Annotated in this window: 14 protein-coding genes; 6 read left to right on the top strand and 8 right to left on the bottom strand. The window is 34.2% G+C overall.

The genetic code is table 11. The features are described 5' to 3' along the window. Positions 1 to 5: 5 nt before the first annotated feature. The 6 genes from EXIGUO8A_RS15500 (at position 6) to EXIGUO8A_RS15475 (ending at position 10,096) form a co-directional block, all read left to right on the top strand. Positions 6 to 1,199, top strand: coding sequence for a DUF3883 domain-containing protein (locus tag EXIGUO8A_RS15500; RefSeq protein ID WP_159303852.1), 1,194 nt, complete (start codon positions 6 to 8; stop codon positions 1,197 to 1,199). Positions 1,200 to 1,223: 24 nt separating this feature from the next. Next, positions 1,224 to 4,280 (top strand): type I restriction endonuclease subunit R, encoded by a 3,057-nt coding sequence (locus tag EXIGUO8A_RS15495; RefSeq protein ID WP_159303851.1) that lies wholly within the window; start codon positions 1,224 to 1,226, stop codon positions 4,278 to 4,280. A gap of 228 nt (positions 4,281 to 4,508) precedes the next feature. Beyond that, positions 4,509 to 7,175 (top strand): McrB family protein, encoded by a 2,667-nt coding sequence (locus tag EXIGUO8A_RS15490; protein ID WP_201304128.1) that lies wholly within the window; start codon positions 4,509 to 4,511, stop codon positions 7,173 to 7,175. Between the two features lie 4 nt (positions 7,176 to 7,179). Then, positions 7,180 to 8,463, top strand: a complete 1,284-nt coding sequence (locus EXIGUO8A_RS15485; protein WP_159303850.1) for an McrC family protein — start codon at positions 7,180 to 7,182, stop codon at positions 8,461 to 8,463. A gap of 133 nt (positions 8,464 to 8,596) precedes the next feature. Further along, entirely contained in the window at positions 8,597 to 9,772 is a 1,176-nt protein-coding gene (locus EXIGUO8A_RS15480; RefSeq protein ID WP_159303849.1) for a hypothetical protein, read from the top strand. A 30-nt stretch (positions 9,773 to 9,802) separates the two neighbouring features. Next, positions 9,803 to 10,096, top strand: coding sequence for a hypothetical protein (locus EXIGUO8A_RS15475; RefSeq protein ID WP_159303848.1), 294 nt, complete (start codon positions 9,803 to 9,805; stop codon positions 10,094 to 10,096). 164 nt (positions 10,097 to 10,260) lie between these two features. Here EXIGUO8A_RS15475 and EXIGUO8A_RS15470 read toward each other — a convergent pair whose 3' ends face one another. The 8 genes from EXIGUO8A_RS15470 to EXIGUO8A_RS15435 form a co-directional block, all read right to left on the bottom strand. Continuing rightward, entirely contained in the window at positions 10,261 to 10,725 is a 465-nt protein-coding gene (locus tag EXIGUO8A_RS15470) for a hypothetical protein (protein ID WP_159303847.1), read from the bottom strand. Between the two features lie 439 nt (positions 10,726 to 11,164). Then, a complete protein-coding gene (locus EXIGUO8A_RS15465) occupies positions 11,165 to 12,622 on the bottom strand; it encodes an SLC13 family permease (RefSeq protein WP_159303846.1) in 1,458 nt (485 codons plus the stop codon). Between the two features lie 83 nt (positions 12,623 to 12,705). Next, positions 12,706 to 15,357: an exo-rhamnogalacturonan lyase family protein gene (locus EXIGUO8A_RS15460; RefSeq protein ID WP_159303845.1), complete on the bottom strand. Its 2,652-nt coding sequence runs from the start codon at positions 15,355 to 15,357 to the stop codon at positions 12,706 to 12,708. Between the two features lie 12 nt (positions 15,358 to 15,369). Then, positions 15,370 to 16,215, bottom strand: a complete 846-nt coding sequence (locus tag EXIGUO8A_RS15455; protein WP_201304127.1) for an ROK family protein — start codon at positions 16,213 to 16,215, stop codon at positions 15,370 to 15,372. Further along, on the bottom strand, positions 16,212 to 17,474 hold the full coding sequence (locus tag EXIGUO8A_RS15450; protein WP_159303844.1) for an MFS transporter: 1,263 nt from the start codon (positions 17,472 to 17,474) through the stop codon (positions 16,212 to 16,214). The genes EXIGUO8A_RS15455 and EXIGUO8A_RS15450 overlap by 4 nt, the downstream gene beginning before the upstream one ends. 28 nt (positions 17,475 to 17,502) lie before the next feature. Then, positions 17,503 to 18,390: a PIG-L deacetylase family protein gene (locus EXIGUO8A_RS15445; protein WP_159303843.1), complete on the bottom strand. Its 888-nt coding sequence runs from the start codon at positions 18,388 to 18,390 to the stop codon at positions 17,503 to 17,505. A gap of 168 nt (positions 18,391 to 18,558) precedes the next feature. Continuing rightward, positions 18,559 to 19,938: a RagB/SusD family nutrient uptake outer membrane protein gene (locus EXIGUO8A_RS15440; RefSeq protein ID WP_159303842.1), complete on the bottom strand. Its 1,380-nt coding sequence runs from the start codon at positions 19,936 to 19,938 to the stop codon at positions 18,559 to 18,561. 16 nt (positions 19,939 to 19,954) lie between these two features. Continuing rightward, on the bottom strand, positions 19,955 to 23,479 hold the full coding sequence (locus tag EXIGUO8A_RS15435; RefSeq protein ID WP_159303841.1) for a TonB-dependent receptor: 3,525 nt from the start codon (positions 23,477 to 23,479) through the stop codon (positions 19,955 to 19,957). Positions 23,480 to 23,518 lie beyond the last annotated feature (39 nt).

Here is a 23,518-nt window from a genome sequence, read left to right as displayed (position 1 = left end):
TTTAAATGAATCAAAAAATACTTTCAAAATACATAGCGGCATATAAAGAACACTTTTCAGTTATAAGCGAAAAGGAAATTTATAAATGGAAAGTAGTTGCCCATTTTCAAAAACATTGGGATATAAATGCAACCGACTTTCACGCAATGCTGAAAGAAAGTATTAAAACGACTTCAAATTTATTAGCATCTGGTAATTATTTAGCAAGAAGAATGATTAGAACTTGCGCTGCGCAAGACCCAGAGCGTGTACGTAATGCTTTCAAAAAAGCTTACGATCTTGAAATTCCCTTAGCTGATAGATATGAAGAGTTTAAGGCTACCATGGTCGACATTGTCTCAACCATACCAGATGCTCAAAACCATTATCAAGACCATAGAGCTTTCGCCGTGTATCTTGCATTACGCTATCCAGAAAAATTCTATTTATACAAGTACGGCATGTATAATCAAGCCTATCAATTGTTTGAATTTCCACTAAAAGCGAAAAAAGGAGCCGTATCAAATATTGAGAAATTCTATAGTCTTTGTGAATGGATAAAGCCATTTCTGTTAAAAGACGATGAGTTAATTCGTTTACATCATAAAAGATTAGACAAAGATACCTATCAAGATCCTGCGTATAATTTACTGACCCAAGATTTTATCTATGCCTGCGCAAATTATGAATGGCTTAATGTAAATAATACAGATACCACAGCTATCTCCACTCCTATTCAAATTGAAGAATTGAATTTGGCAGATTTTCAATCCGCAGCTTTAGCTGTCAATCTCAGCGGTAGAAGTGGAATTGATTATAGTTCAAGAAATGAGCGTAATCTGAAAATAGGAACTGCCGCAGAACTATTTGTATTACAACTTGAACAAGCTAAGTGGCAAGGTTCTAAAAAGAAAAATAAGATCGCACATACTTCAATAGAACAAGGTGATGGTGTTGGGTATGATATTACATCTATTGATGAAAATGGAAATGAAATTTTCATAGAGGTCAAAGCTACCTCTGGTAGTTTTAAAACTCCGTTTTATATTACGAAAAACGAAATGCATTGTAGTATACAAAACAAAAAAAAATACAGGTTATACAGAGTATATAATTTTAATTCCACAACCCAAACGGGAGACATCAAAATATTTAAAGGTTCATTAGAAAGTATATGTAATGAGCCTGTTAGTTATATGATTAATCTTAAAGAAAGGTAACTTCTATCATTAAATTGAAACAATATGCATAGCCAAACCAACGAACAAGCTTTAGAAGCATCTATAGAGAAAATACTAACGGGCACTTGTCTAGAAGAACTTAAAGTTCAAGGTGTTGGCGTAGATGAAGTAAACGAAGATGCTGCTATTTATCAAACTGGTAAAGGGTATTATATTGGGCAGCCATCTAATTTTAATTCCCGTTTTGCTATTGACGAGCAATTCTTATGGGACTTTCTAGAAAGTACCCAAAAAGAAGAATTAGAAAAACTACAAAAGCAAAATGATTGGAAATTAAAAATTCTAAATCGTTACGATCGCCTAGTAAAGAAATATGGTATTCTGCACTTGTTGAAAAAAGGTTTGCAAGTAGATGACGCCAATTTCACTTTATTTTATCAACTACCATTAGCCAGTAGCAGTCAAACTATAAAAGATAGATTTGAACAAAACCGTTTTAGTGTTACAAGACAATTACGGTATAGTATAGACAACCCAAGAGAAGAAATTGACTTGGTTTTGTTTATAAACGGTTTGCCTATCGTTACTATGGAGCTTAAAAACCATTGGACAGGTCAAAACGCAAAAGTACATGGGCAACACCAATACATGTATAAACGAGATACCAAGCAACCGCTATTGAATTTCGCTCGATGTGTGGTGCACTTTGCCGTAGATACAGACGAGGCATATATGACCACTAAACTGAACGGCAAAAACACTTTTTTTCTCCCATTTAATAAGGGAAATAGAAACGGTAAGGGTAACCCAGAGGTACCCAAAGGGGAAATTGGGCATAGAACAAATTATTTATGGAATGAAGTATTTACCCGAGAAAGCCTAGCTAATATTGTTCAGCATTTTGTACGGTTAGATGGCAAGAAAAAAGACCCATTACAGGGTAAAACACTATTCTTCCCCAGATATCACCAAATGGATGTGGTACGCAAAATAGTAGCAGACTGTTCTAATAATGGTGTTGGGCAAACCTATTTAGTACAACATTCCGCTGGGTCAGGTAAATCGAACTCTATAACATGGGCTGCCTATCAACTTATTGAAACATATCCAGATAGTGAAAACACTCCGGGTAATAGAGGTTTAGAAAAACCGCTCTTCGATTCTGTAATAGTCGTAACCGACAGACGTTTATTAGACAAACAAATAAGAGAAAATATTGCCGGTTTTTCAGAAATTAAAAATATTATCGCTCCAGCATATTCCTCAAAAGAATTGAGAACCAGTTTAGAGGAAGGAAAAAAAATCATCATTACAACTATCCAAAAATTCCCATTTATCATTGATGGCATAGCTGACTTAAGTGACAAGCGTTTTGCTGTAATTATTGATGAAGCCCATAGTAGCCAAAGTGGAACAGCCCATGATAGTATGAATACAGCTATGGGGCAAAAAATTAATGAAGAGGAAGAATTGGATGCCCAAGATAAAATAGTAAAAGCCATGGAATCTCGTAAAATGCGAGGCAATGCATCATACTTGGCATTTACGGCAACACCTAAACCCATAACCTTAGAAAAATTCGGTGTACAACAGGAAGACGGTAGTTTTAAACCTTTTCACCTGTACTCCATGAAACAGGCAATAGAAGAAGGTTTTATTCTAGATGTTCTAGCAAATTACACTACGTTAAAAAGTTATTACGAAATAGAAAAGTCGATTGAGGAAAACCCACTTTTCGACAATATGAAAGCGCAAAAAAAACTGCGCGCATTTGTTGAACAACATCAACAAACCATAAATACCAAAGCCGAAATTATCTTAGACCATTTTATACCTAAAGTTGTTAATACAAAAAAGCTTAAAGGCAAAGCAAAGGCAATGGTAATTACCCAAAGTATAGAATCTGCTATAAGATATTTTAAAGCTTTACAGCTTATTTTAATTGATAAGGGTAACCCTTTTAAAATAGCAATAGCATTTTCTGGCACTAAAATGGTTGATGGTATTGAATATACCGAAGCAGAAATGAACGGTTTTTCTGAAAAAGATACCAAAGACAAATTCGATGAGGATGAATACAGAATTTTGGTAGTAGCCAATAAATATTTAACAGGTTTTGACCAACCCAAATTGAGTGCCATGTACGTGGACAAAAAACTACAAGGAGTTTTGGCAGTGCAAGCATTATCACGTTTAAATAGGTCTGCAAACAAATTAGCAAAGAAAACAGAAGATTTGTTTGTTCTAGATTTCTTTAACTCGACCGATGATATTAAAAATTCTTTTGATCCTTTTTATACCGCTACTTCTTTAAGCGGTGCTACAGATGTAAATGTTTTACATGAATTAAAAGATGTGTTAGACGATGTTGGTGTTTATGAATGGACGGAAGTAGAAGAGTTTAATGAAAAGTTTTTCAACAAGGTCGATGCAAAAGCTCTGAGTCCACTAACAGAACGTGCAGCAGAACGCTTTATACACGAATTGGACCTGGAAGATGACGACAAAGCAGATTTTAAAATCAAAGCCAAACAATTCGTAAAAATATATGGGCAAATGGCAGCCATTATGCCATACCAAATGGTAGACTGGGAAAAACTCTTTTGGTTTCTTAAATTCTTGATTCCGAAACTACCTATAAAAAATCAAGATATAGATACGCTTGATGAGTTATTAGAGTCCGTAGATTTATCCACCTATGGTTTAGAAAGGGTGCGCTTAAATGAATCTATTGGTTTAGATGATTCCGACAGCTCTGTAGATCCACAAAATCCAAACCCAAGGGGTGCACACGGTCAAGATGAGGATAAAGATCCATTGGAATTAATCATTCAGTCTTTTAATGAAAGGTGGTTTCAAGGATGGGATGCCACACCAGAAGATCAACGCGTAAAATTTATAGGATTAACAAAATCTATACAAGCACACCCAGACTTTCAACCCAAAGTAGTCGAAAATACAGATGAGCAAAATAAGGACTTAGCCTTTAAGAAAATATTAGATGATGTGATGTCTCAGCAACGAAGACAAGAATTAGACCTGTATCGTTTGTATGCAAAAGATGAAACTTTCTATAGAGCATTCTTTGACACTATGAAACGTATGTCTAGTTTGAAGTAAGTAAATACCTTTTTAAAACATAATCTACATTTAAATAATTATAACCTTAACTAGTTATGACTAATTCAATACAATTGTTAATAGTATAAATAATAGCTAATAATTCACTGAAAAATTGGAAACTGAAGTTGAAGTTAACCATCTAGATGCGGGCTTTAATAAAAGTTAAAAATAATAAGTCGTAAAACTCTATCCGTATTAGAGTTGAAAAACAACCAAAAACAAATTATGTTATTCGACCAAGTCACCAAAGAACATATTTTATTAGGCATCAAAGATTATCAAGCTAAAGGCTTACCAAATGGCTTTGGTCCTTCCTCTACTTACGATTTGGTTTATGAAGGTAAAAGGTATCCACCTAAAGCTGTTATGGTTTACGCAAATTACCATGCAATTGGCAGAAAAATTGAAAACTATTTTGAGGGTGGTGGAAATTCGGATTGCTTTAAGGCTTTTGAAATAAACGAATTTAAATTGATTAAGAAGTCAAAAAAAATTATGAATGAAAAATTATACAATCTTAAGAATGATTTTTTAAAAGAATGGCCAATCGAAAGATTGAAGACCATGACATTAGAGGAATATACTAATCTAGAAAAGTCATCTTTTTGCTATTGGCTTGAAGCTATAACTACTGATCTTGGAAGTATTTGGGGAGGATCAGCTTATAAATTTGGTGTTTTTAAGCGTAAAGATTTAGAATCTGAAAATTACAATGACAAAAGAATGTCAGATGGTGAATACTCTTGGTATGGAAAATATGGCAACACCAAAGAGATAGTTTTTAGCAAGATCAAAAATCTAATTCTCGATATAGCAAATTCGAGCAAAGAAAATAACCTTGCTAAAATTGATGATATTGATCTTGGAGATGCATATAAATGGAAAATAGCATTCTTATATGGAAACTTCAATATTATAAATATTTTCAAAATAGACTCATTACGAAGAATTTCAATGGGTTTAGGTTTGAACACAGATGATTCATTTACCATGTCTCAATTGAATAAATTAATTCTTAATCAAAAATCTGAAGAAGAGGATTTCTTTACCTATTCCAATCGAATTTGGGAGGCGTTTGGTAAGGAAAGTGAAATAGCCAAAAAGTTTGAAAAATGGTTAAAAACAAACGAAAATGGCGGAAGCAAAAAGGCAAGTTCTTATCTAAGAGCCATCGAAATATTAATCAACCATTTTAAAGTAAAGATATACGAGGAAGATGATTTATCTACTTTAAACTCTCTTTATTTAGATTTAAAAAAACATCAAACCAATCCTAACGGAAAATACTTTTACCCTAAAGCTAAATCCTATGGAATCAACCGTTTTTACTCAGCTGCAGTAAAAGCATATATAGATTTTTTAAATGATAGTTCTGAAACTACCAGTAAGCCATCAGTCCTTTCAGAAAGTTCAACTAATTACATTAAAAAAAATCCTATTATTAATTCTCCAAGTTTAAATACTATTTTGTTTGGACCACCAGGAACAGGAAAAACATTTAACACCGTTAACAGAGCCTTAGAAATATGTGGAGAGTCAATTGATGGTTTAAATAGAAAAGAAATAAAAGAACTGTACGATTTAAAAGTATCTGAAGGTCAAATCATCTTTACCACTTTTCATCAAAGCATGTCTTATGAAGATTTTATAGAAGGTATAAAACCTATAGAACCTGAAAAAGAAGGAGACCCAGTTATCTATAAAGTAATAGAAGGTATCTTTAAAAAAGCCTGTATTGAAGCTTCATTCAACTTTGCAATAGACAATAATGATACAGATACCGATAAGGTTTTAGATTTCTCTTTGGCTTACGATAATTTCATTCAGAAATTAGAAGAGAGATTAGCTTCTGAAACTGAGGTTGAGTTAGAAATTAAAAATGGCGGTAAAGTATATGTTGATAGTATATCTCAACAGGGTAATATTCAAATAAAACATTTAGAGGGGTTAAGAACATATACCGTATCTAAAACCAGGCTTTCGAAATTGCAAAAGGCAATTACCAATTTAGATGAAATCTCTAATATAAATGATTCATTTAGAGCTATTATAGGCGGTAGTAATTCAACTGCCTATTGGTCGGTTTTGAATGCCATTCAGAAGGAGAATCATTTTGACAATAATCTGAATAACATACAGCGAAAGTACTCTCCAGAAGAAAAAAGAGAGGCGGTAAAAGAGTTAGATAAAAATATCTACAAAGGTAATACCGGTAAACCTATTGTACTGATTATAGATGAAATAAACAGAGGTAATGTTTCGGCAATTTTTGGTGAATTAATCACATTAATTGAAAAGGATAAAAGACTAGGCGCAGATGAAGCTCTTTTGGCTCAATTACCTTATAGTAAGGAGACTTTTGGCGTACCACCTAATCTTTATATAATCGGCACTATGAATACTGCTGACAGAAGTGTAGAAGCTTTAGATTCTGCATTAAGAAGAAGGTTTAGCTTTACTGAAATGCCACCTAAACCAAAACTCATAAAAGAAGTTGGCAGTGCTGATAATGGTGTGGTAGAAGATATTAACCTAGTAAAAATTCTAAAAACCATTAATAACCGAATTGAAAAATTATTAGATAGAGACCATGCCATAGGGCATAGTTACTTTTTGAAAGTAAAAAATCTTAAACAGTTAAAAGCAGTTTTCGCCAATAAAGTCATACCCCTTTTACAAGAATACTTTTTTGGAGACTACGGCAAGATAGGTTTAGTATTAGGCTCAGGTTTTGTGAAGTCTATTCAAAATGATAATGAAGACGGATTCTTTGCTTCTTTTGAAGATTATGATTTAGGCACATTACTAGAAAGAAAGATATATAGAATAAAGGATGCTACAGAAATGAACAATGAAGATTTTAAAAAAGCGATACTTAAACTTATAGGATAAAAATTTGAGCACCCAACACCACATAGTTGTATTTGAACATGAGATTCTACGTACCGATAGAGGAGCAAAAAGAATAACTATTGATCAGTTAAAATCTTTACAAGCTTTTTACGGAGAAACTGGTGTCCCCTACTATTCATTAGTACATAATGGAGTTAAGTTTTGTGAGTATGTAGGTGTATTACAAATAGGAAACACGCTAATAGAGGTTTTACCAAAGATTGATAAAAGTCTAACGACATCTAAGGAAAGTTGGCGTAGGGTGCTTATAGATATGTTACATACTGTTGGTGTGCTAAAATTAAATGCACCGACCTCTGGTAGTCTAAAATTAAAATCAAACTCAATACTTGATTTATATTTTGAAATATTTATAAATGAAGTCAAGTATCTACTACGACAGGGCTTAGTAAAAAAATACAGAAAAACAGAAGGCAATAGAACCAGCTTAAAAGGTAATCTCAAATTCGGAAAACATATAAGTCAGAATTTAGTGCATCAAGAACGTTTTTACATACAGCATACCACGTATGATACAGAAAATAAACTTCACCAAATTCTATATAAGGCTATAAAACTTCTAGCAAACATCAACACAAATGAGAGTTTGCAAGGTGCTATACAGTCATTACTCCTTGATTTTCCTGAAATGCCAGACATTAAAATATCAGATGCAATTTTTAATACATTGGTGTTGAACAGAAAGACTAATGGTTATCAAAAAGCTATAGAAATAGCTAAACTTTTGCTCTTGAACTACCACCCTGATGTTAGTAAAGGTTCTAACAACATACTAGCCTTAATGTTTGACATGAATGCTTTATGGGAACAGTTTGTTTATACGAGTTTAAGAAAGCATAAAAATAAAGGGTTCACGATTACTGCACAAAACACTAGAAATTTTTGGAAACCAAGTAATGGTTATAATTCTAAAATGAGACCAGATATTGTTTTGAATAAAGGTGAAATCAATTGTGTGGTCTTAGATACCAAATGGAAGAATATTAAAAACTATAATCCTTCTCCGCAAGACCTTCGCCAAATGTTTGCTTATATGAAATATTACAAGGCAAAGATGGTTGCTTTAATATACCCTGGGGCTACCTTTAAGAAAACTCATGGTCACTATTATGACCATAATGAGCAAAGTCCACAAAGTATAAGTACTGAAGAATGTAGTGTAATATCCTTACCGCATAATACCAATATTAGAGATTGGCAAAAAGAAATAACATTTGAAATTGAAAAATGGATTGGGATATCATATAAGTCGGAAACTAATTTTTAAAAATCCTGTGATTTTATTCATTTAAGTGCATCCCATTGTGTCAATTCCAATAAAAAAGGTAAGTTTTTAGACTTAAAAGAACTTTAATCCGTTTTATTAGAATGGTACTAACCTTATTAACTTTAATAAAATCATGATTCAAAAGCATTTAAAATTTATTCCCATATCTATATTATTATTGTTTGCATTCGGTAGTTGTTCTTCGTCGGATGAGAATAATGTAGAAGAAGAAATAGATTTTGAACTACCTATTATTTCTACAACACCGATTTCAAATCTAACTTCTACAACAATTGAAAGTGGAGGTTCTATAACCGATAATGGAGGTAGTCAAATTATTAGTAATGGTGTTTGCTATGGTAAAACGAAAAATCCAACTATTCAAGATAATTATACAGAAGATGAAAATGTCAGAAATACTTTTACAAGTTTAATTTCAAATTTGGATGAAAACACAGTTTATTATTTGCGAGCTTATGCAAAAAATAATCAAGGTATAGCCTATGGAAATGAAATTTCCTTTAAAACACTTTCCGCCGATTCAGAACAAAGCTTATTATCCACAGATTTAAAAAAAATTACAATAAGTAATAATCCGACTTATGGTTCTATTATTACAGTGTATACTTTATATTATGATACTGACAAAAAGCTAACAGGACTTGAGATAAATCAAGAAAATGAAACCTTTGGTCCTTCTTATGCATATTATAATATGGAATATAATGCTGAAGGAGAATTAATTAGTGCCCTACTAAATTGTTCAGAAAGTAATTGTGGTTGGAATATGGGTATTTTACCTTCTAATTATGTAGGTATAACTTTTGACCGTTCTATAGAGAATGGTGTTAATCTCATTTCAATAAATGAAAGCGAGCTTGATGCTAACCGTGAATATGCAGGTCGTATTAGAGGTGTAAATTATCAAATAACTACCAATAATTTGATTATAAAACAGAGCGAAACCAATATTTTATACGAGAATAATAATATGATTGGCATTAGTAATTCAGTTGTAAATAATGATGGTCTTGAGTACTTTGAGTATGATGATAAACAAGGTATTGTTAACTATTCTGACGAAATTGGAGTTATACAGTCAGATTATTATATCTATCGTCTGATGTTGGGACTTAAATATTCTGTCAACAATTTCAAAAGGATGAAATTTGATTGGAAAAATTCAGACCATTTTATTACCATGGAATATGATACTCACAATCGTCCGATAAAAAGAACTGTTATCAACAAATACAATGGTGCAGATAATTTGGTTTACGAAGAAATTTTAGAATATAGAGATCAGTAAACAATGTCTATTAGACAGTTAAATTAACGAATGACCTACACATTTTTAACTATTCTAGTTTTCGGCATCGGTTTCTACTATGCCAAAAAATATGGAAACAAAGCCAAAAGCGATATTGAAGAGCATTTTAAAGAAAGTGTCTCCCTTGAAACAGTAGCTGCGTCCAAAAAACCAAAATCGAACAAAAGAAAAACCTTGCCTAAAAATTTTGAAGAGCTATTAGAAAACAACAGTATTGAAGAGCTTATTTTAGTTTTAAAGAAATGCAATATTGATGCCTATGGCGGTTACTCAAAAAAAACTGTTTGTAAGCACTGGAAATAGCTTTAAAACTCTGAAATAGAAGAGTTAACCTTACTCATTAAAGACATAAAGAAGTATAATGAAGATGTGGATGTGATGCGTGAATTAGCTGTAAAATGGGTGCTAAATAACCCTGAACCTCAAAAACTTGGTTCAGTGAAATATGAGATATAAGCAGGAGAAAATCAGACAATTCTTATCTTCTCCATTTCATCTTTATCCAAAAAAGCATTACAAACCCGAACCTCAAACAGTATTTCATCTCTAATATCGAGCAGAATACCAAAGTCCCAACCATACACTACCCTATTCATTGGTATTGGAGCCGCTGCATGCATATATTTAAACTCATAAACTATCATGCCCTTACCATGTTCACAGGCAATACATCTACTTTCCGAAGTAGTAACTTCACCATATACCTTAGAGCCCATATTTTCCTTTTTCCAACTATTGAAACAATAGTCAAGCGCTTCAATAAAATCTATGGAATCTTGAAAGTGTGCAATCTTATATTCTTCCAAAACTTCCTTTACAGATGACATATCCATTTTCTTTAACGCAGCATCCATTTCAATCTGGAATTGTCTTGTTAATTCTGGTGTAAAACAGTCGCTAATACTTTTGGTTTTTCTGGGGTCTTTATTCATATCGATGTTGAAAATTATTATACCCTACTTTTTTAAGTAATAGACATAAAAAAGAAGCTGTGGTACAATACTAGAAATAACTACAAAATATTCTTTACGGGTATCCGTATTAGAGATATATTTTTTAAATAAAAAAGAAAACATTTTTTCCACTTAGCAAGATGGGCAGAAAAAATAAAATTTGGGGTAGTTATTACAACGATTACCCACCCTAAAACATCAAGATTCAAACAACTAACAATCAGCATTTTACACCATAACCGTGTAGAACAGATGTAAATAATCATTACCAACCCTATCATCTACCCATTACCTACCCCGGCTAACTACCCTAAAAATTTATTGTGGTTACCCTATCTCCTACCCTATATCACCATTACTAACCATTACCCGAGTTTCACCTAACAAGCAACAAATGAAGAAGGAAAATTAATACGTATTAGGGAGTTGTGATCATACCTTCCAAATTCCATAGAACAGGCAGCAGGAAATATATAATTAAACTGATAATTACTATAGAAATTATATTCATTAAAAACCCAGAGCGAATCATATCCGGTATTCGTAAATACCCCGATCCAAATACAATTGCATTTGGAGGTGTAGCTACCGGTAACATAAAAGCACAAGAAGCTGCTGTTGTACATGCAATTAAAAGTACATAAGGATTAACACCCAATGTTAAAGCCAAAGGCCCCATTACAGGTAGCATCATGGCGGTTGTTGCAAGATTAGAGGTTACTTCGGTAAGAAAATTAACAGATGTAATGATCAATAACAATAATACAATTAAAGGCATTCCTTCAAAAAACATCATTTTAGAACCCAAGAATATGGCTAATCCTGTTTCTTCAAATCCTTTTGCAATAGCCATACCACCACCAAATAACAATATAATTCCCCATGGAATTTTAACAGCTTCGTTCCATAACAACAAGGTTCTATTTCCGGACTTCATAGGTATTAAAAATAGTACAATGGCAGACCCAATTGCAATAATTGTATCATCTATATTTGGTATAAAACGTTGTAAAAGAAAAGATCTGGTTATCCAGCAGAATGCGGTTAGTACAAAAACCATGAGAACCCTTTTCTCTTCAGTTTTCATTGGTCCGAGCTCTTTGATCAATCTATTGATTTCAGCTTTACCACCAGGAAAAGTTTTTACTTTTTGTGGATAAGCAAACCGTGTAAGATAATACCAGGATAATACTAGCAATATAGAGGCCAATGGCAACCCAAATTGCATCCATTGCCAAAAACTGATATCTATACCATAGGTTTTTTGAACAAAGCCTGCAAAAACTAAATTTGGAGGAGTTCCTATTAGCGTTGCCATACCCCCAATGGATGCGGCATACGCAATTGAAAGCATTAATAACTTACTAAAGGATTCATTTTTGACTATCTCTGCCGATTGGCTTTTTAAAAATTGTCTTATTATCGATACAGCCATAGGCAATATCATTACCGTAGTAGCAGTATTCGATATCCACATCGATAGGAATGCCGTGGCAACCATAAAACCCAAGACAATAGTATAAATATTAGTACCGATAGTTTTTATAATGTACAGGGCAATTCTTTTATGCAATCCCCATTTCTCTATTGCTACGGCCAGCATAAAACCACCCATAAAAAGAAAGACATACTTATGCCCATAACTAGCAGTAGTCTCCCCTAAACTTATTGTGCCCAATAGGGGAAAAAGAATTATAGGTAATAATGCCGTAACAGCAATAGGTAAAACTTCTAACACCCACCATATACCAACCCAAACGGTTGCCGCTAAAATATCTCTACCTTCATTTGATAGTTCAGCTCCTTCAAAGAAAAAATGAATTAATACGAATAATAATGGACCGAGTATGAGTCCTATTTTTTTTGTTGTTGTCATTTTTGTAGTTATATCGATTAGATAAAGAAAAAAAGGAGCAGCTGCCTTATCAGCAAACTACTCCTATCCCAATTCAAAATAAACTACTCGATATTTTCTTGCTCCATTGCGTAAAGTAAATAAGGTATGTTGTACGCATGTGTCCATCCAAAAACACGTAGACCCTGGTTCGTTTGCCAATTGGTAAATTTCTTTTTACTATTGGGCAGGTTAGAAATTTCTAATAAATCGGCACTATACTCTTTGGCATTTTCATATTCACTAGGTGATTTTTTTAACTCCCCTATCTTTAAGTACTCAGCCCGATCCAATGCTTCTTCTAAATAACCAACTTCCCCACTAATTTCATAGCCTAATACCAATGGATAAATTGTTGCCAAATAAGATTCCATTTCATGGTTTAATGGTGGTACATCCCTTACCCATCTGGCATGATCAAGCAATGCTTCCCTTACTTCTTCATCGCCTGTAATTTGTTGGTATTTGTAAAGGCCCTGTGCAACATACGTTTGACTGTATCCATATCTATCCAACAAAAGATTACCCCCTTGTCTTTCTTGAAACTCCAACATTAGTTCAACACGTTCGTCAAGTTCTTTTTTGTACTTATCTAGTTTTGTAGCATCATAAAGCTCTACCAAATTCAGAACTGACAGATACAACCTTCTACCCCTTAAATCGTGATCGCCCCAAATTCTATTTAAATAAGTGTCACCAGTCATTTTAGCCACCTCAAGAGCCCTATGATCTGCTGAAATATAATAAGATGCAATCCAACCTTGAATCCATACATGCGCACTCAATAATGCATACCAATGCTCATTGGCGTGACGTCTACCTATACCTAAATAGGGTGTAGACTCTGGTTCTTCTTGATAATTCCAAAAATCTATAGCGTCGTTAATCTCTCCATAATAGGTTCTTTTTTTGGGCCAGTGAACATTATCTACATCCATGGTATGCCTACTCATTGCTTGCCCCATATTAAAATACTTTGGATCACCGGTTCTCATAAAGTTCGTCCAAAACATAAAATCTACAGTTGGTTCGTTATTGGTCCACTGTACCCAGCGGTCATTGAAATAATAACTTTTTCCATCCCCATAATTAAACATACCATACCATGGTTCATGATTTTGATTATAGTTCCACCACTGGTACCTGTATTGCAAAGCGTTTTCAAACTCGGGATGTTTTGTTGACATCGGAGCCATATTACCATACACCTTTGAATCGGTATACCACTTAGGATCTGCATGAGCCACTGGACTATTTATAACATAGTTCATTTTTTGCCCTACTTCTTCTGTAGTTACATTATCATGGAAATAGTATACAAATTCGGTGGTTTTTGTAATTCCTTGGGCAAAATTACCCAACATACCACCATCTGGCTCGGTATTATGTCTAGCGAAATTCATAGGTCCGTTTTCAAGTGGCCAAATGCTACCTGTTAGAGATTGGGTTACCGGATCTACCTTTACACCTTTAGGATATTCTTTTAAGAAGTTCTTGATACCGATACCAACGCCACGTTTAGAATCTGCAATATTAACCCATCCTTTAGCCCTTTCACTGTTCGCTATTTTTTCATCACCATCTGTTATTGTTGCCTCAAAATTATAATCTTTCTTTACTTCTTCTTCATTTTTATCTTTCTTAAACCCATTGATATACAAGCTTCTAAGACTAGTGCTTTTTACCCTTTCTGGACCTTGCTGTAATAACTTTACAACATTTTTATTTTCAGATTTTATTTCATTAACATTTACTTTGGCATTTTCGTCTTGCCAACTACCTTCGTTCATAGGAATTGAAATACTCACATCATCTTCTAAATGATATTTTAATTGAATACCACTAGCCGCAATTTCATCATTTGGCTGTGTCCAGCCTATATCATCTACAGTGTCTTCAGATAAAATATGTTCATTCTGTGTAGCAATATTATAGTGTTCCCCTTCTACTACCTTATGTTTATCAGGTATACCGGTATAGGTCAATGTATGCAACACTTTTACATAACTTTTACCTGCATAAGCATGTAGCCACATAGTAAAGGGAGAAATATTATTATCTTCTCTATTGTAGGTATATGTACCTTCAATTCTAAAAATGTTATGCATTGGTCCTGATCCCTTTTCCCTGAACACTTCATTGATAACCGCTTTAGAATGGTCTATACCGTTATCATCTAAAATATCTAAAAAAGACCCTCTATTTTCTCCCTGTGACGAACCTATTAGCTCACTTTCCTCAAACTGACCATTACTATTGGTATCTAAAAAAACCTCATCTAAAAATCCATTTCCCATTTTATGAATAGCAAAAGAAAGTGGTCCTGTATTCACCTCTATGCCTCCTTGTGGTCTCATATTATTGGTCGATACGATTTTATCCTTTGATTTTATCGGAACAATAGCATCACCATATTCTATCACATAATCTGTTTCCTCTTCTGAGAAGAAAAACACCCATACCCATTTTACACTATCATCTAATGGACCCCAATTTGAAACCTCCGTTGTTTGACAAGGAATTTCCTTTCCGTCTGAAGTCAGCAAACGTAAATGGTCTACAGAATACAATTCTCCCTTTGGGAAAGGTATACCTAAGGTTACTGGTGCCCCTACTTTATTATTTTCGACCGTGATGTTTACATGTTTACCAACCTTTGTTTCTGAACAAGAGGCCAGTAAGAAAACCACCATTAAAATTGTTATAAGTTGTCTCATTAAATATAATTTTTACAGACAAAGCGCTGCAGCTCCAAGGATTGGAGAATCAGCTAAATCTGAGGTTTGAATTTTTAAGTTTTCTATCTGTTTTTTGTAAGGAAAAGATTGAAGTCCAACTAGCATTGATTCTTTAAAGAACTGATACGCTTTGCTAATAGAACCTCCTAATATTATAATTTCAGGAGCAAACATGTACAAGATAATTTTGATACCCTCAGCCAAGTGTTTCCCATATTGTTCAAAAGCATTTAAAGCTTCCAAATCTTTTTCTAACGCTTTTTGGTATAATTCAAAAGCTGAGCGTTTAAATTCACGTTCAAAAAAGAAACTACCGGTATAATGCTCCAATACATTATCTAAATAAGGCAACATACCAATTTCACCTGCTCCACATAACACACCATTATAGAGCTTACCATCAATAATAATCCCCATTCCCATACCAGTACCTAAGGAAAGAGCTATGGCATTACCAAACTGTTTAGCTTTTCCATATCTACTTTCGCCAATTGCGAAACAATTAGCATCATTATTAATATAAACCGGCACCTTAAATTGGTCCTCAATTAAATTTTTCAAAGGAACTTCGGTCCAAGAAGGAATATTCTGAACATCGTAGACAATACCCTTTTCATAATCTACTACCGCTGGAACTCCAATACCTATGGCATCAATTGAATCAGTCATTAAGCTCTTTAACCCACCATAAAGGTTATCTAGCGTAACTTGCTCAATATCATTGCGGTTTACCGGAATTTTTTTATGTTCCACTACCACACCACGAACAACTTTACCAATTTTTATATTGGTACCGCCAATGTCAACTCCTAAAATTTCTTGGGGAATATTTCTCATTTATCTTTTTTTAGACTTATGGTCTTGTTGTTCACCAATGGTTTGGCCCAAAATCCAATAGAAAGAATAAACCCTAACGGTATGATCAAAAAGAACATACCCATTTTCAATGTCATCAATTCACCTAAACCACCCACTATAAAAGGTATTACAGCGCCACCTGCTATACCTGTACATAAAATACCGGATAATGATCCATGATGTTCTTTTACAGAATTTAGCGCAAGAGAAAAAATAACCGAGTACATTACCGAAATAAAGAACCCTATCATTGGAAAACCAACTAAAGCGATTTCCTTAGAACCGGTCAATGAAAAAATCAAAGCAATAATGGTTATTGCAGTGGCTGCGATTAAGATTTTACGACTGTCAAAGAATTTTAAAAGCAATAAGCCTAACAAACAGCCGACCGTAAGCATTGCCCAAAAATATGAAACGGTATCGGCCCCAGTAGTTTGAGGATCTAACCCATGGTATTGATTTAAAAATTGAGATATCCAATTACCTACACCTTGTTCAGCCCCTACATAGCAAAATATTCCAAGAAAATATAAGATGGTCCATTTATTCTTAAGCAAATCAAAATATGAACTTGTGTCTCCCGCTTTTTCATCTTCATTTTTGGTAAACTTCGGGTATTTGTTCATAAATACATAAACAACAAGAATGAAAGCTATGATAGCAAAGACAATGTACAATGATGCCCATGGTAAATTATCTGGCACCATACCCCGTAGCACATTAGCAATTTTATCATTACCAGTACTTTCTGTATTTACTAAATATTTATATAGATAAGGACTTAGAAAAGATGCCGCACCGAATACCAATTGAGCTAGAACCGAATTAAATGCAAAGTGCTCTTCACCACCTGCAATTCTTAGCATTGGATTTATAATTACCTGTAATACGGCCATACAGCAACCTAATGTAAAAAGGGTAACACTAAACACACCATAACTTGGAAATAATGCAAAACCCAAAGAAGCAAGCCCCATCACCAAAAAAGATATTGTCAACAATGACTTCTCACTATATTTTTCAGATAGAAATCCTGCTGGTATGGACATGATTCCATATGCAATAAAAAAAGTAAAAGGTAAAAAGCCCGTAGAAGTAAGACTTAACTCAAAACTATCTTTTACATCTACTATTATAGAATTTAGAATATTGGTAATAAATGATATTACAAAAAATACCAGCATTACTAATGCTATAATATGATAATATCTTTTGGTGATAGGCTTACTATTCTCCATTGGTGGTTGGTTATTTTTGAATTAACTTTTACTTACTCCCTAACATTGGAAACATTTCCTTGATTTCCGCATCTGTAGGTTGTTTTCCATACTCACATATTTCAAAGAACTCAACATGGTTTACTTTTGATACATCTACATTTGGATACCATTTTTTAACAGCTTCAAGTGTGCTTGCGTTTGGCTTTCTGTTCATCCATTTTTCCTTCAACCAAGCTAAACGCTCTTTTTCTCCTTCCGGGATAGTAGAAAGGTCTGTACCATTGGTCCATGGCAACCACTCGAACATTTGCGAATCGTGGGCAGCCAAACCTTTTACTTTAGTATCAATAACCTCGTCAATGATAACAGCAATATCTTTTTGAAAAGGATAAGGTTTTTTAAAGTGGTCACTCATATAAAGAAACACCGGGTTTTTCTGTAATGGTGGTGTATCTGGCGCAACATTTGGTACAATATTCATATATGCAGCATCTTGCACTACAGAACCGGCATTTCTATGGTCTGGGTGATAATCATTTGGTCTAAGACCTAATACGATGTCGGCGTCCCAATCCCTAATCCTTCTAATAACCTCTAGACGAACATTTAGTGTTGGAAATAACTCACCATCATGATTATCCAATACCTCGTATTCTGCAATACCTAAAGCTTTTGCCGCATCTATAGCTTCTTGTCTACGCTTTTTTGCAAGTGGACCACCGCCCATACTTTGATGCCCGGCATCTCCATTGGTCAATGCTAAAAACTTAACCTTATAGCCCATTTTAGCCAACATTGCAGCGGTTCCTCCAAATTTTGAATCGCAATCATCTGGATGCGCTCCTATGGCCAAAACATTCAAGGTTTTTTTCTCTTGTGCTTGAGCGGTTATAAATGCTAAACTCAGACAAATTACAGTTAGTAGTTTTTTCATTTTTTTATATTTAAAATTTGACATTATTGGTTTGGTTCAGCCCTTATGGAGGACTGAAGATTATATAATTTATTTGTAATATTTAACTAGGTATCCACAGCTAAAAAGTAGGCATAGCATGATACTGGGACTGCTTCAAACTACTCAAATAATTAAACTAACAAGCTTTTAATTTTGTTCGAAATTTGGGTTAATATCAATCTCTCTTTGTGGGATATAAAAGTATTCTCTGGTAGCTGTTATAAAAGATTCCGCTTCCTGAATTTTAGACTCCGCATCGAATCTTTTTAAATCGGGCCACCTGTGGTTTTCAAAGGCTAGTTCTACTCTACGTTCATTAAGTAATTTTTCTTCAAATGAACCAGGAGTACTGGCATCGATATCTTCTAAACCAGCTCTTCGTCTTACTTCATTGATCAAATCATAACTTTCACCTGATTCACCCAAGGCTTCTGCCAACATTAATAGCACATCGGCATATCTAAACACAACAAAATTGATATCTGAATCATTCTCAATAGCTGGATCAGACCAAAATTTCTTTACGTACCTGGCTTCTATGGTTTCACCTTCAAGATTGACATACGTATCACCCATTGATGGATCATATCTTAAATCATCTTCTTCATAAGCCTCCATTAATGATATAGTTGGTCTATTTCTACCAAACCCTGATCCGGTCTGTAAATCTGTACTAGGAGAAAAATCATTGGTAAACAAACTTCCCTGACCTATACCTCCACTGATATATTGTATTTCAAAAATAGACTCTGCGTTATTTTCATTACCTACTCCCCATAAATCAGCATAATCATCTAACAACTCATAACCATAATCAGAAATTATTCTACGAAGTACCGTTGCAGCAGCGGTATCGTCACCAGTAGTCAATAGTACTTTTGCCAATAACGTTGCAGCGGCACCTTTAGTAGCTCTACCTACATCACTGCCCGAATAAGCAACAGGTAAGCCCGTTTCCGCTTCTGCTAAATCTACTATTAATTGATTTAGAACAGTAGTTTGATCTACTTGAGTCAATTCGTCACCAGAAACAAAAGGTTCCAGTTGTAATGGAATATTTCCAAATGCTATGGCCAAGTGATAAAACATTAAAGACCTAATGAACAAAGCCTCACCAGTTATACGGGCTTTTAAATCGGTATCCATTTCAACACCATCAATTCGAGAAAGGATTACATTACAATTAGAAATAACTTTATACGACTCACTCCAAACAGAAGTAACCTGCTCGTTTAAAGCATCTTCTGTAAATGAGTTTATTTCTGTATACTGACGTGCAAGACCAGTTGCATCTGGACCTTGATCGGTGTTGTCACTACGCATTTCAAACATTGTCCAATATCCTCTACCATAAATACCTGTACTCTGCATACCAGAGTAACTAGCATTAATTGCTACTTCAAAATCATCTGAAGTCTTATAAAAGTCTGCCTCATTACGATTAGAAATAGGCGCGAGATCTGTGAAATCATCACTACAAGAAGTAAAACAAGCAGTGAATAATATTATATATAGAATTCGTTTCATTTTTTTCGTTTTTAGGTTAGAACTTTAAGTTTACTCCCATGGTAAAAGATTTTGTCAATGGAAAAGCACCATAATCCTCTCCCGGAGTTAAGCTATTGGTAGAAATATTACTTACTTCTGGATTATAACCTAGATAATCTGTTATTGTAAATAAATTAGTACCTGTTACATAAAACCTTAGCTTTTGGATAGAACCGCCAAAAATATTATCAATTGGAAGTGTATAACCCAGTGTTACATTTCTAAGCCTAACATATGACCCATCTTCAACTTGAAAAGAAGAAGGTCTACTGTTATTACCATGATTACCAGATTCTCTATCTGCCCTAGGAATTGAACCATTACCTGGATCTTCGGCCGACCTCCATCTTTCATTAAATATGGCATATGAATTAAAATTCGCCTCACCATTTTTAAGATGTCTTGAGGTAAGGTTTAATACTTCATTTCCTTCAACTCCTTGAATCAAGAAACTGAAATCAATATTCTTGTAACTAAAATTGTTATTGATTCCCCAAGTGAAATCCGGAAAATAACTACCGGTTACAGTTCTATCATCTGGTGTAATTTGTCCGTCACCATCTATATCCTTAAATCTAAAATCACCAGGACCTGCATTAGGTGCCTGAGTATCTACAGGAGCACTATCAATTTCTTCTTGTGTTTGATAAATGCCATCAACTACATAACCGTAATAGCTACCAATTGGGTCACCTACTCTAGTAACATGTCTTACACCCGCACTTCCCGAAGAATAAATAGGCTCATCAGATTCATTAAGTGCCAAAACTTCATTTTTGTTCGTAGAAAAATTAAAATCTGTTGACCATGTAAAATCACCAACAAAGTTTTTGGTAGTCAAGGCTAATTCAAAACCCTTATTCTGAACTTCTCCAAGATTTCTTAAAGTTGTTTCAAAACCAGATACAGAAGAAATGGCAACGTTTAACAGTAAATCTCTAGTGGTGGTATCATAATAGTCTGCCATAAAAAAGACTCTATTATCAAACAGCCCTACTTCTAAACCGATATCCATTTGTTCAGATTTTTCCCAAGTTAGATTGGGATTTGGAATTGTAGCCTGAACAAGACCGTTAATTTCGTTACCTCCTAAATTATAGTTTTGTGGTGATAATAAACCAACAGCGCCATAGTTAGGAATTTCAAAATTACCTGTTTGACCCCAGCTAGCCCTAAGTTTCAATTCTGATACTAAATCTGAATCAGATAAAAAATCCTCTTGACTTAACCTCCAACCTAAAGAAAAAGATGGGAAGTACCCTGTCTGGTTATTTTTTCCAAACCTTGAAGATTTATCCGATCTAAACGTTCCGGTAAATAAGTATCTATTTTTATAACTGTAATTCACTCTAAACAGTGATGATAATAAAGACCATTGTTCTTTTAATGAAGTACCGCCAAACACTTGTCCTCCACTTATTGTAGGAACAAGATCATCTGGATAATTGTTAGCCAAAACTTGTTTTATGGTCAAATTATCTTTCTGAGCTGTATAACCTATTACGGCATCTATATAATGATCATCAAAATCTTTTGTCCAGCTTAAGGTATTTTCCCATAACCAGTTTGTTTCAGTTGAGGAAGATGCTTGCCCATATGGATTACCATCTGCTGAATTTCTGTATAATAAGGTATTTGCCCTATAAAAATCTTGATTATATACATTTATATACGTTCCACCCAAAGTCTTAAAACTTAAACCGGGTATTATATCATATGTTAAGCTAAGAGTACCTCTATTCTGAAATTGAAATAACTGATCATCAATAGCTTCAATAATAGCTAATGGATTACTTGCTGTAGTAGTTCCGCCTCCTAAATAAGATTGATTGTTTAATTGATTTATAGTCCCATCTGGATTATAAGGACTCACCGTAGGTGAATGAACGATAGCAGAATATACTATTCCCGGAGGTGTGGCAAAATAAGGTGCTGATGCCGGTACCCTTTGGTTTTCTGTAACAGTAGGGGCAAATCTTAAATCTAAATTCAACTTTTCAGAAAGCTGAGAATTTAAATTCATTAAAACGGAATAGCGTTCGAATTTTGATTTTTCAATAACACCAGTTTGCGAAAAATAACCGGCAGAAGCATAAAAACTAGTTTTATTTTTTACAGGTGATGCGTAAGAAAAGTTATAACTCTGAACTACTCCTGTTTTAAAAATCACATCCTGCCAATCTGTATCAGTACCATCCCAATTTACAAATGATTCAGGAAGTTCATAATTTACATTTCCCCTATCACCAGGTCCTATAGGATTATCTATAGAAGCACCTGGAACTGAAGCCAAATAATTGTTGTTTCTAGCATCAGTAGTAAAGTCAATTAACTCACTTGCATTCATTAAATCAATTCTGTTCGCAACAGTTTGCATACTTGCATAAGTATCGAAAGAATATACACCTTCATCTGAATTGGAACCTTTTTTAGTGGTTATCAATAAAACCCCGTTACCACCTCTTGATCCATAGATTGCTGCGGCACTGGCATCTTTTAACACCTGTATAGATTCAATGTCATTTGGATTTAATGTTGCTAATGGATTAATAGTCGGTGGTTGAAAATTACCTCCTTGATTTGCTATACCCCCTATTTGACTTGAAGATGTTAAGTTTCGAGAAATCGGAATACCATCAACAACAAATAACGGGTCGTTACCTGCAGAAATAGAACCTGATCCCCTTACCCTTATGTTTGGGGCAGCACCTGGTTCACCTGACACTTCCTGAACCTGTACACCGGCAACTTGACCAATTAATGCGCCTTCGGCAGTTAAAGCAGGTACTTTTACGATTGTTTCAGTATCTATAGAAATTACCGAACCAGTTACTTTAGTTTTTGCCAATGAGCCATAGCCCACCACAATAACTTCTTCTAAAGCAGCAGCATCTGGCTCTAAACTAATGGTAACCGTCTCCTGCCCCTCAACATTTACTTCTTTAGACCTATACCCTAAATAAGATACTTGCACAGAAGTAACACCTAATGGTAAAGTAATATTGAAATTACCATCAAAATCTGTCGTTGTTCCTACGGTAGTTCCCTTAGCAACAACAGAAGCTCCTGGCAACGGAATACCTTCCTCATCTAGGATTTTACCATTTAGACTCGTTTGAAAGTTTGATATTTCTACTGATTTCTCAGGTATTTTACCGCTATAAATAGTTTCTCCTTTTCTTTTAACGACAATTTGATTCGTAAGAATTTCATATTCTAAATCTGTGCCTTTAAATATTTCATCGAGCAACTCCTCAATTTTCAATTTAGATTTTGAAACTGTTACTTTACGATCTAAATCTACCTCTGTTGCTTCATAAAAGAACTTGTGTCCAGTTGAATTGGTAATTGTTTCAAAAATGTCCCCTAAATTTTTATTTTTAAAATTTGCTACAACGGTATCTTCTTGATTATATCCTTTTGCATTTACTTTATTAATAATTAGTGACATACACAAGAGGCAAACTATTCCTCTAAGCCCGGTAAAGGCTTTAATGTAATTGGTTTTTTGGTTTCTCATAATTCATTCTATCTAGAGTTAGTTGTTGGTTAGTTTCTT

Origin of the sequence: Maribacter litoralis (assembly GCF_902506355.1) — a bacterium.
Classification (GTDB): domain Bacteria; phylum Bacteroidota; class Bacteroidia; order Flavobacteriales; family Flavobacteriaceae; genus Maribacter; species Maribacter litoralis.
The sequence above is the reverse complement of the archived record's forward strand: the minus strand, read 5'-3'. Positions and strand labels throughout refer to the sequence as shown.

Coding starts and splice junctions, on each gene's coding strand:
- EXIGUO8A_RS15500 (WP_159303852.1), top strand. CDS start 6: ATGAATCAAAAAATACTTTCAAAATACATAGCGGCATATAAAGAACAC.
- EXIGUO8A_RS15495 (WP_159303851.1), top strand. CDS start 1,224: ATGCATAGCCAAACCAACGAACAAGCTTTAGAAGCATCTATAGAGAAA.
- EXIGUO8A_RS15490 (WP_201304128.1), top strand. CDS start 4,509: ATGTTATTCGACCAAGTCACCAAAGAACATATTTTATTAGGCATCAAA.
- EXIGUO8A_RS15480 (WP_159303849.1), top strand. CDS start 8,597: ATGATTCAAAAGCATTTAAAATTTATTCCCATATCTATATTATTATTG.
- EXIGUO8A_RS15475 (WP_159303848.1), top strand. CDS start 9,803: ATGACCTACACATTTTTAACTATTCTAGTTTTCGGCATCGGTTTCTAC.
- EXIGUO8A_RS15470 (WP_159303847.1), bottom strand. CDS start 10,725: ATGAATAAAGACCCCAGAAAAACCAAAAGTATTAGCGACTGTTTTACA.
- EXIGUO8A_RS15465 (WP_159303846.1), bottom strand. CDS start 12,622: ATGACAACAACAAAAAAAATAGGACTCATACTCGGTCCATTATTATTC.
- EXIGUO8A_RS15460 (WP_159303845.1), bottom strand. CDS start 15,357: ATGAGACAACTTATAACAATTTTAATGGTGGTTTTCTTACTGGCCTCT.
- EXIGUO8A_RS15455 (WP_201304127.1), bottom strand. CDS start 16,215: ATGAGAAATATTCCCCAAGAAATTTTAGGAGTTGACATTGGCGGTACC.
- EXIGUO8A_RS15450 (WP_159303844.1), bottom strand. CDS start 17,474: ATGGAGAATAGTAAGCCTATCACCAAAAGATATTATCATATTATAGCA.
- EXIGUO8A_RS15445 (WP_159303843.1), bottom strand. CDS start 18,390: ATGAAAAAACTACTAACTGTAATTTGTCTGAGTTTAGCATTTATAACC.
- EXIGUO8A_RS15440 (WP_159303842.1), bottom strand. CDS start 19,938: ATGAAACGAATTCTATATATAATATTATTCACTGCTTGTTTTACTTCT.
- EXIGUO8A_RS15435 (WP_159303841.1), bottom strand. CDS start 23,479: ATGAGAAACCAAAAAACCAATTACATTAAAGCCTTTACCGGGCTTAGA.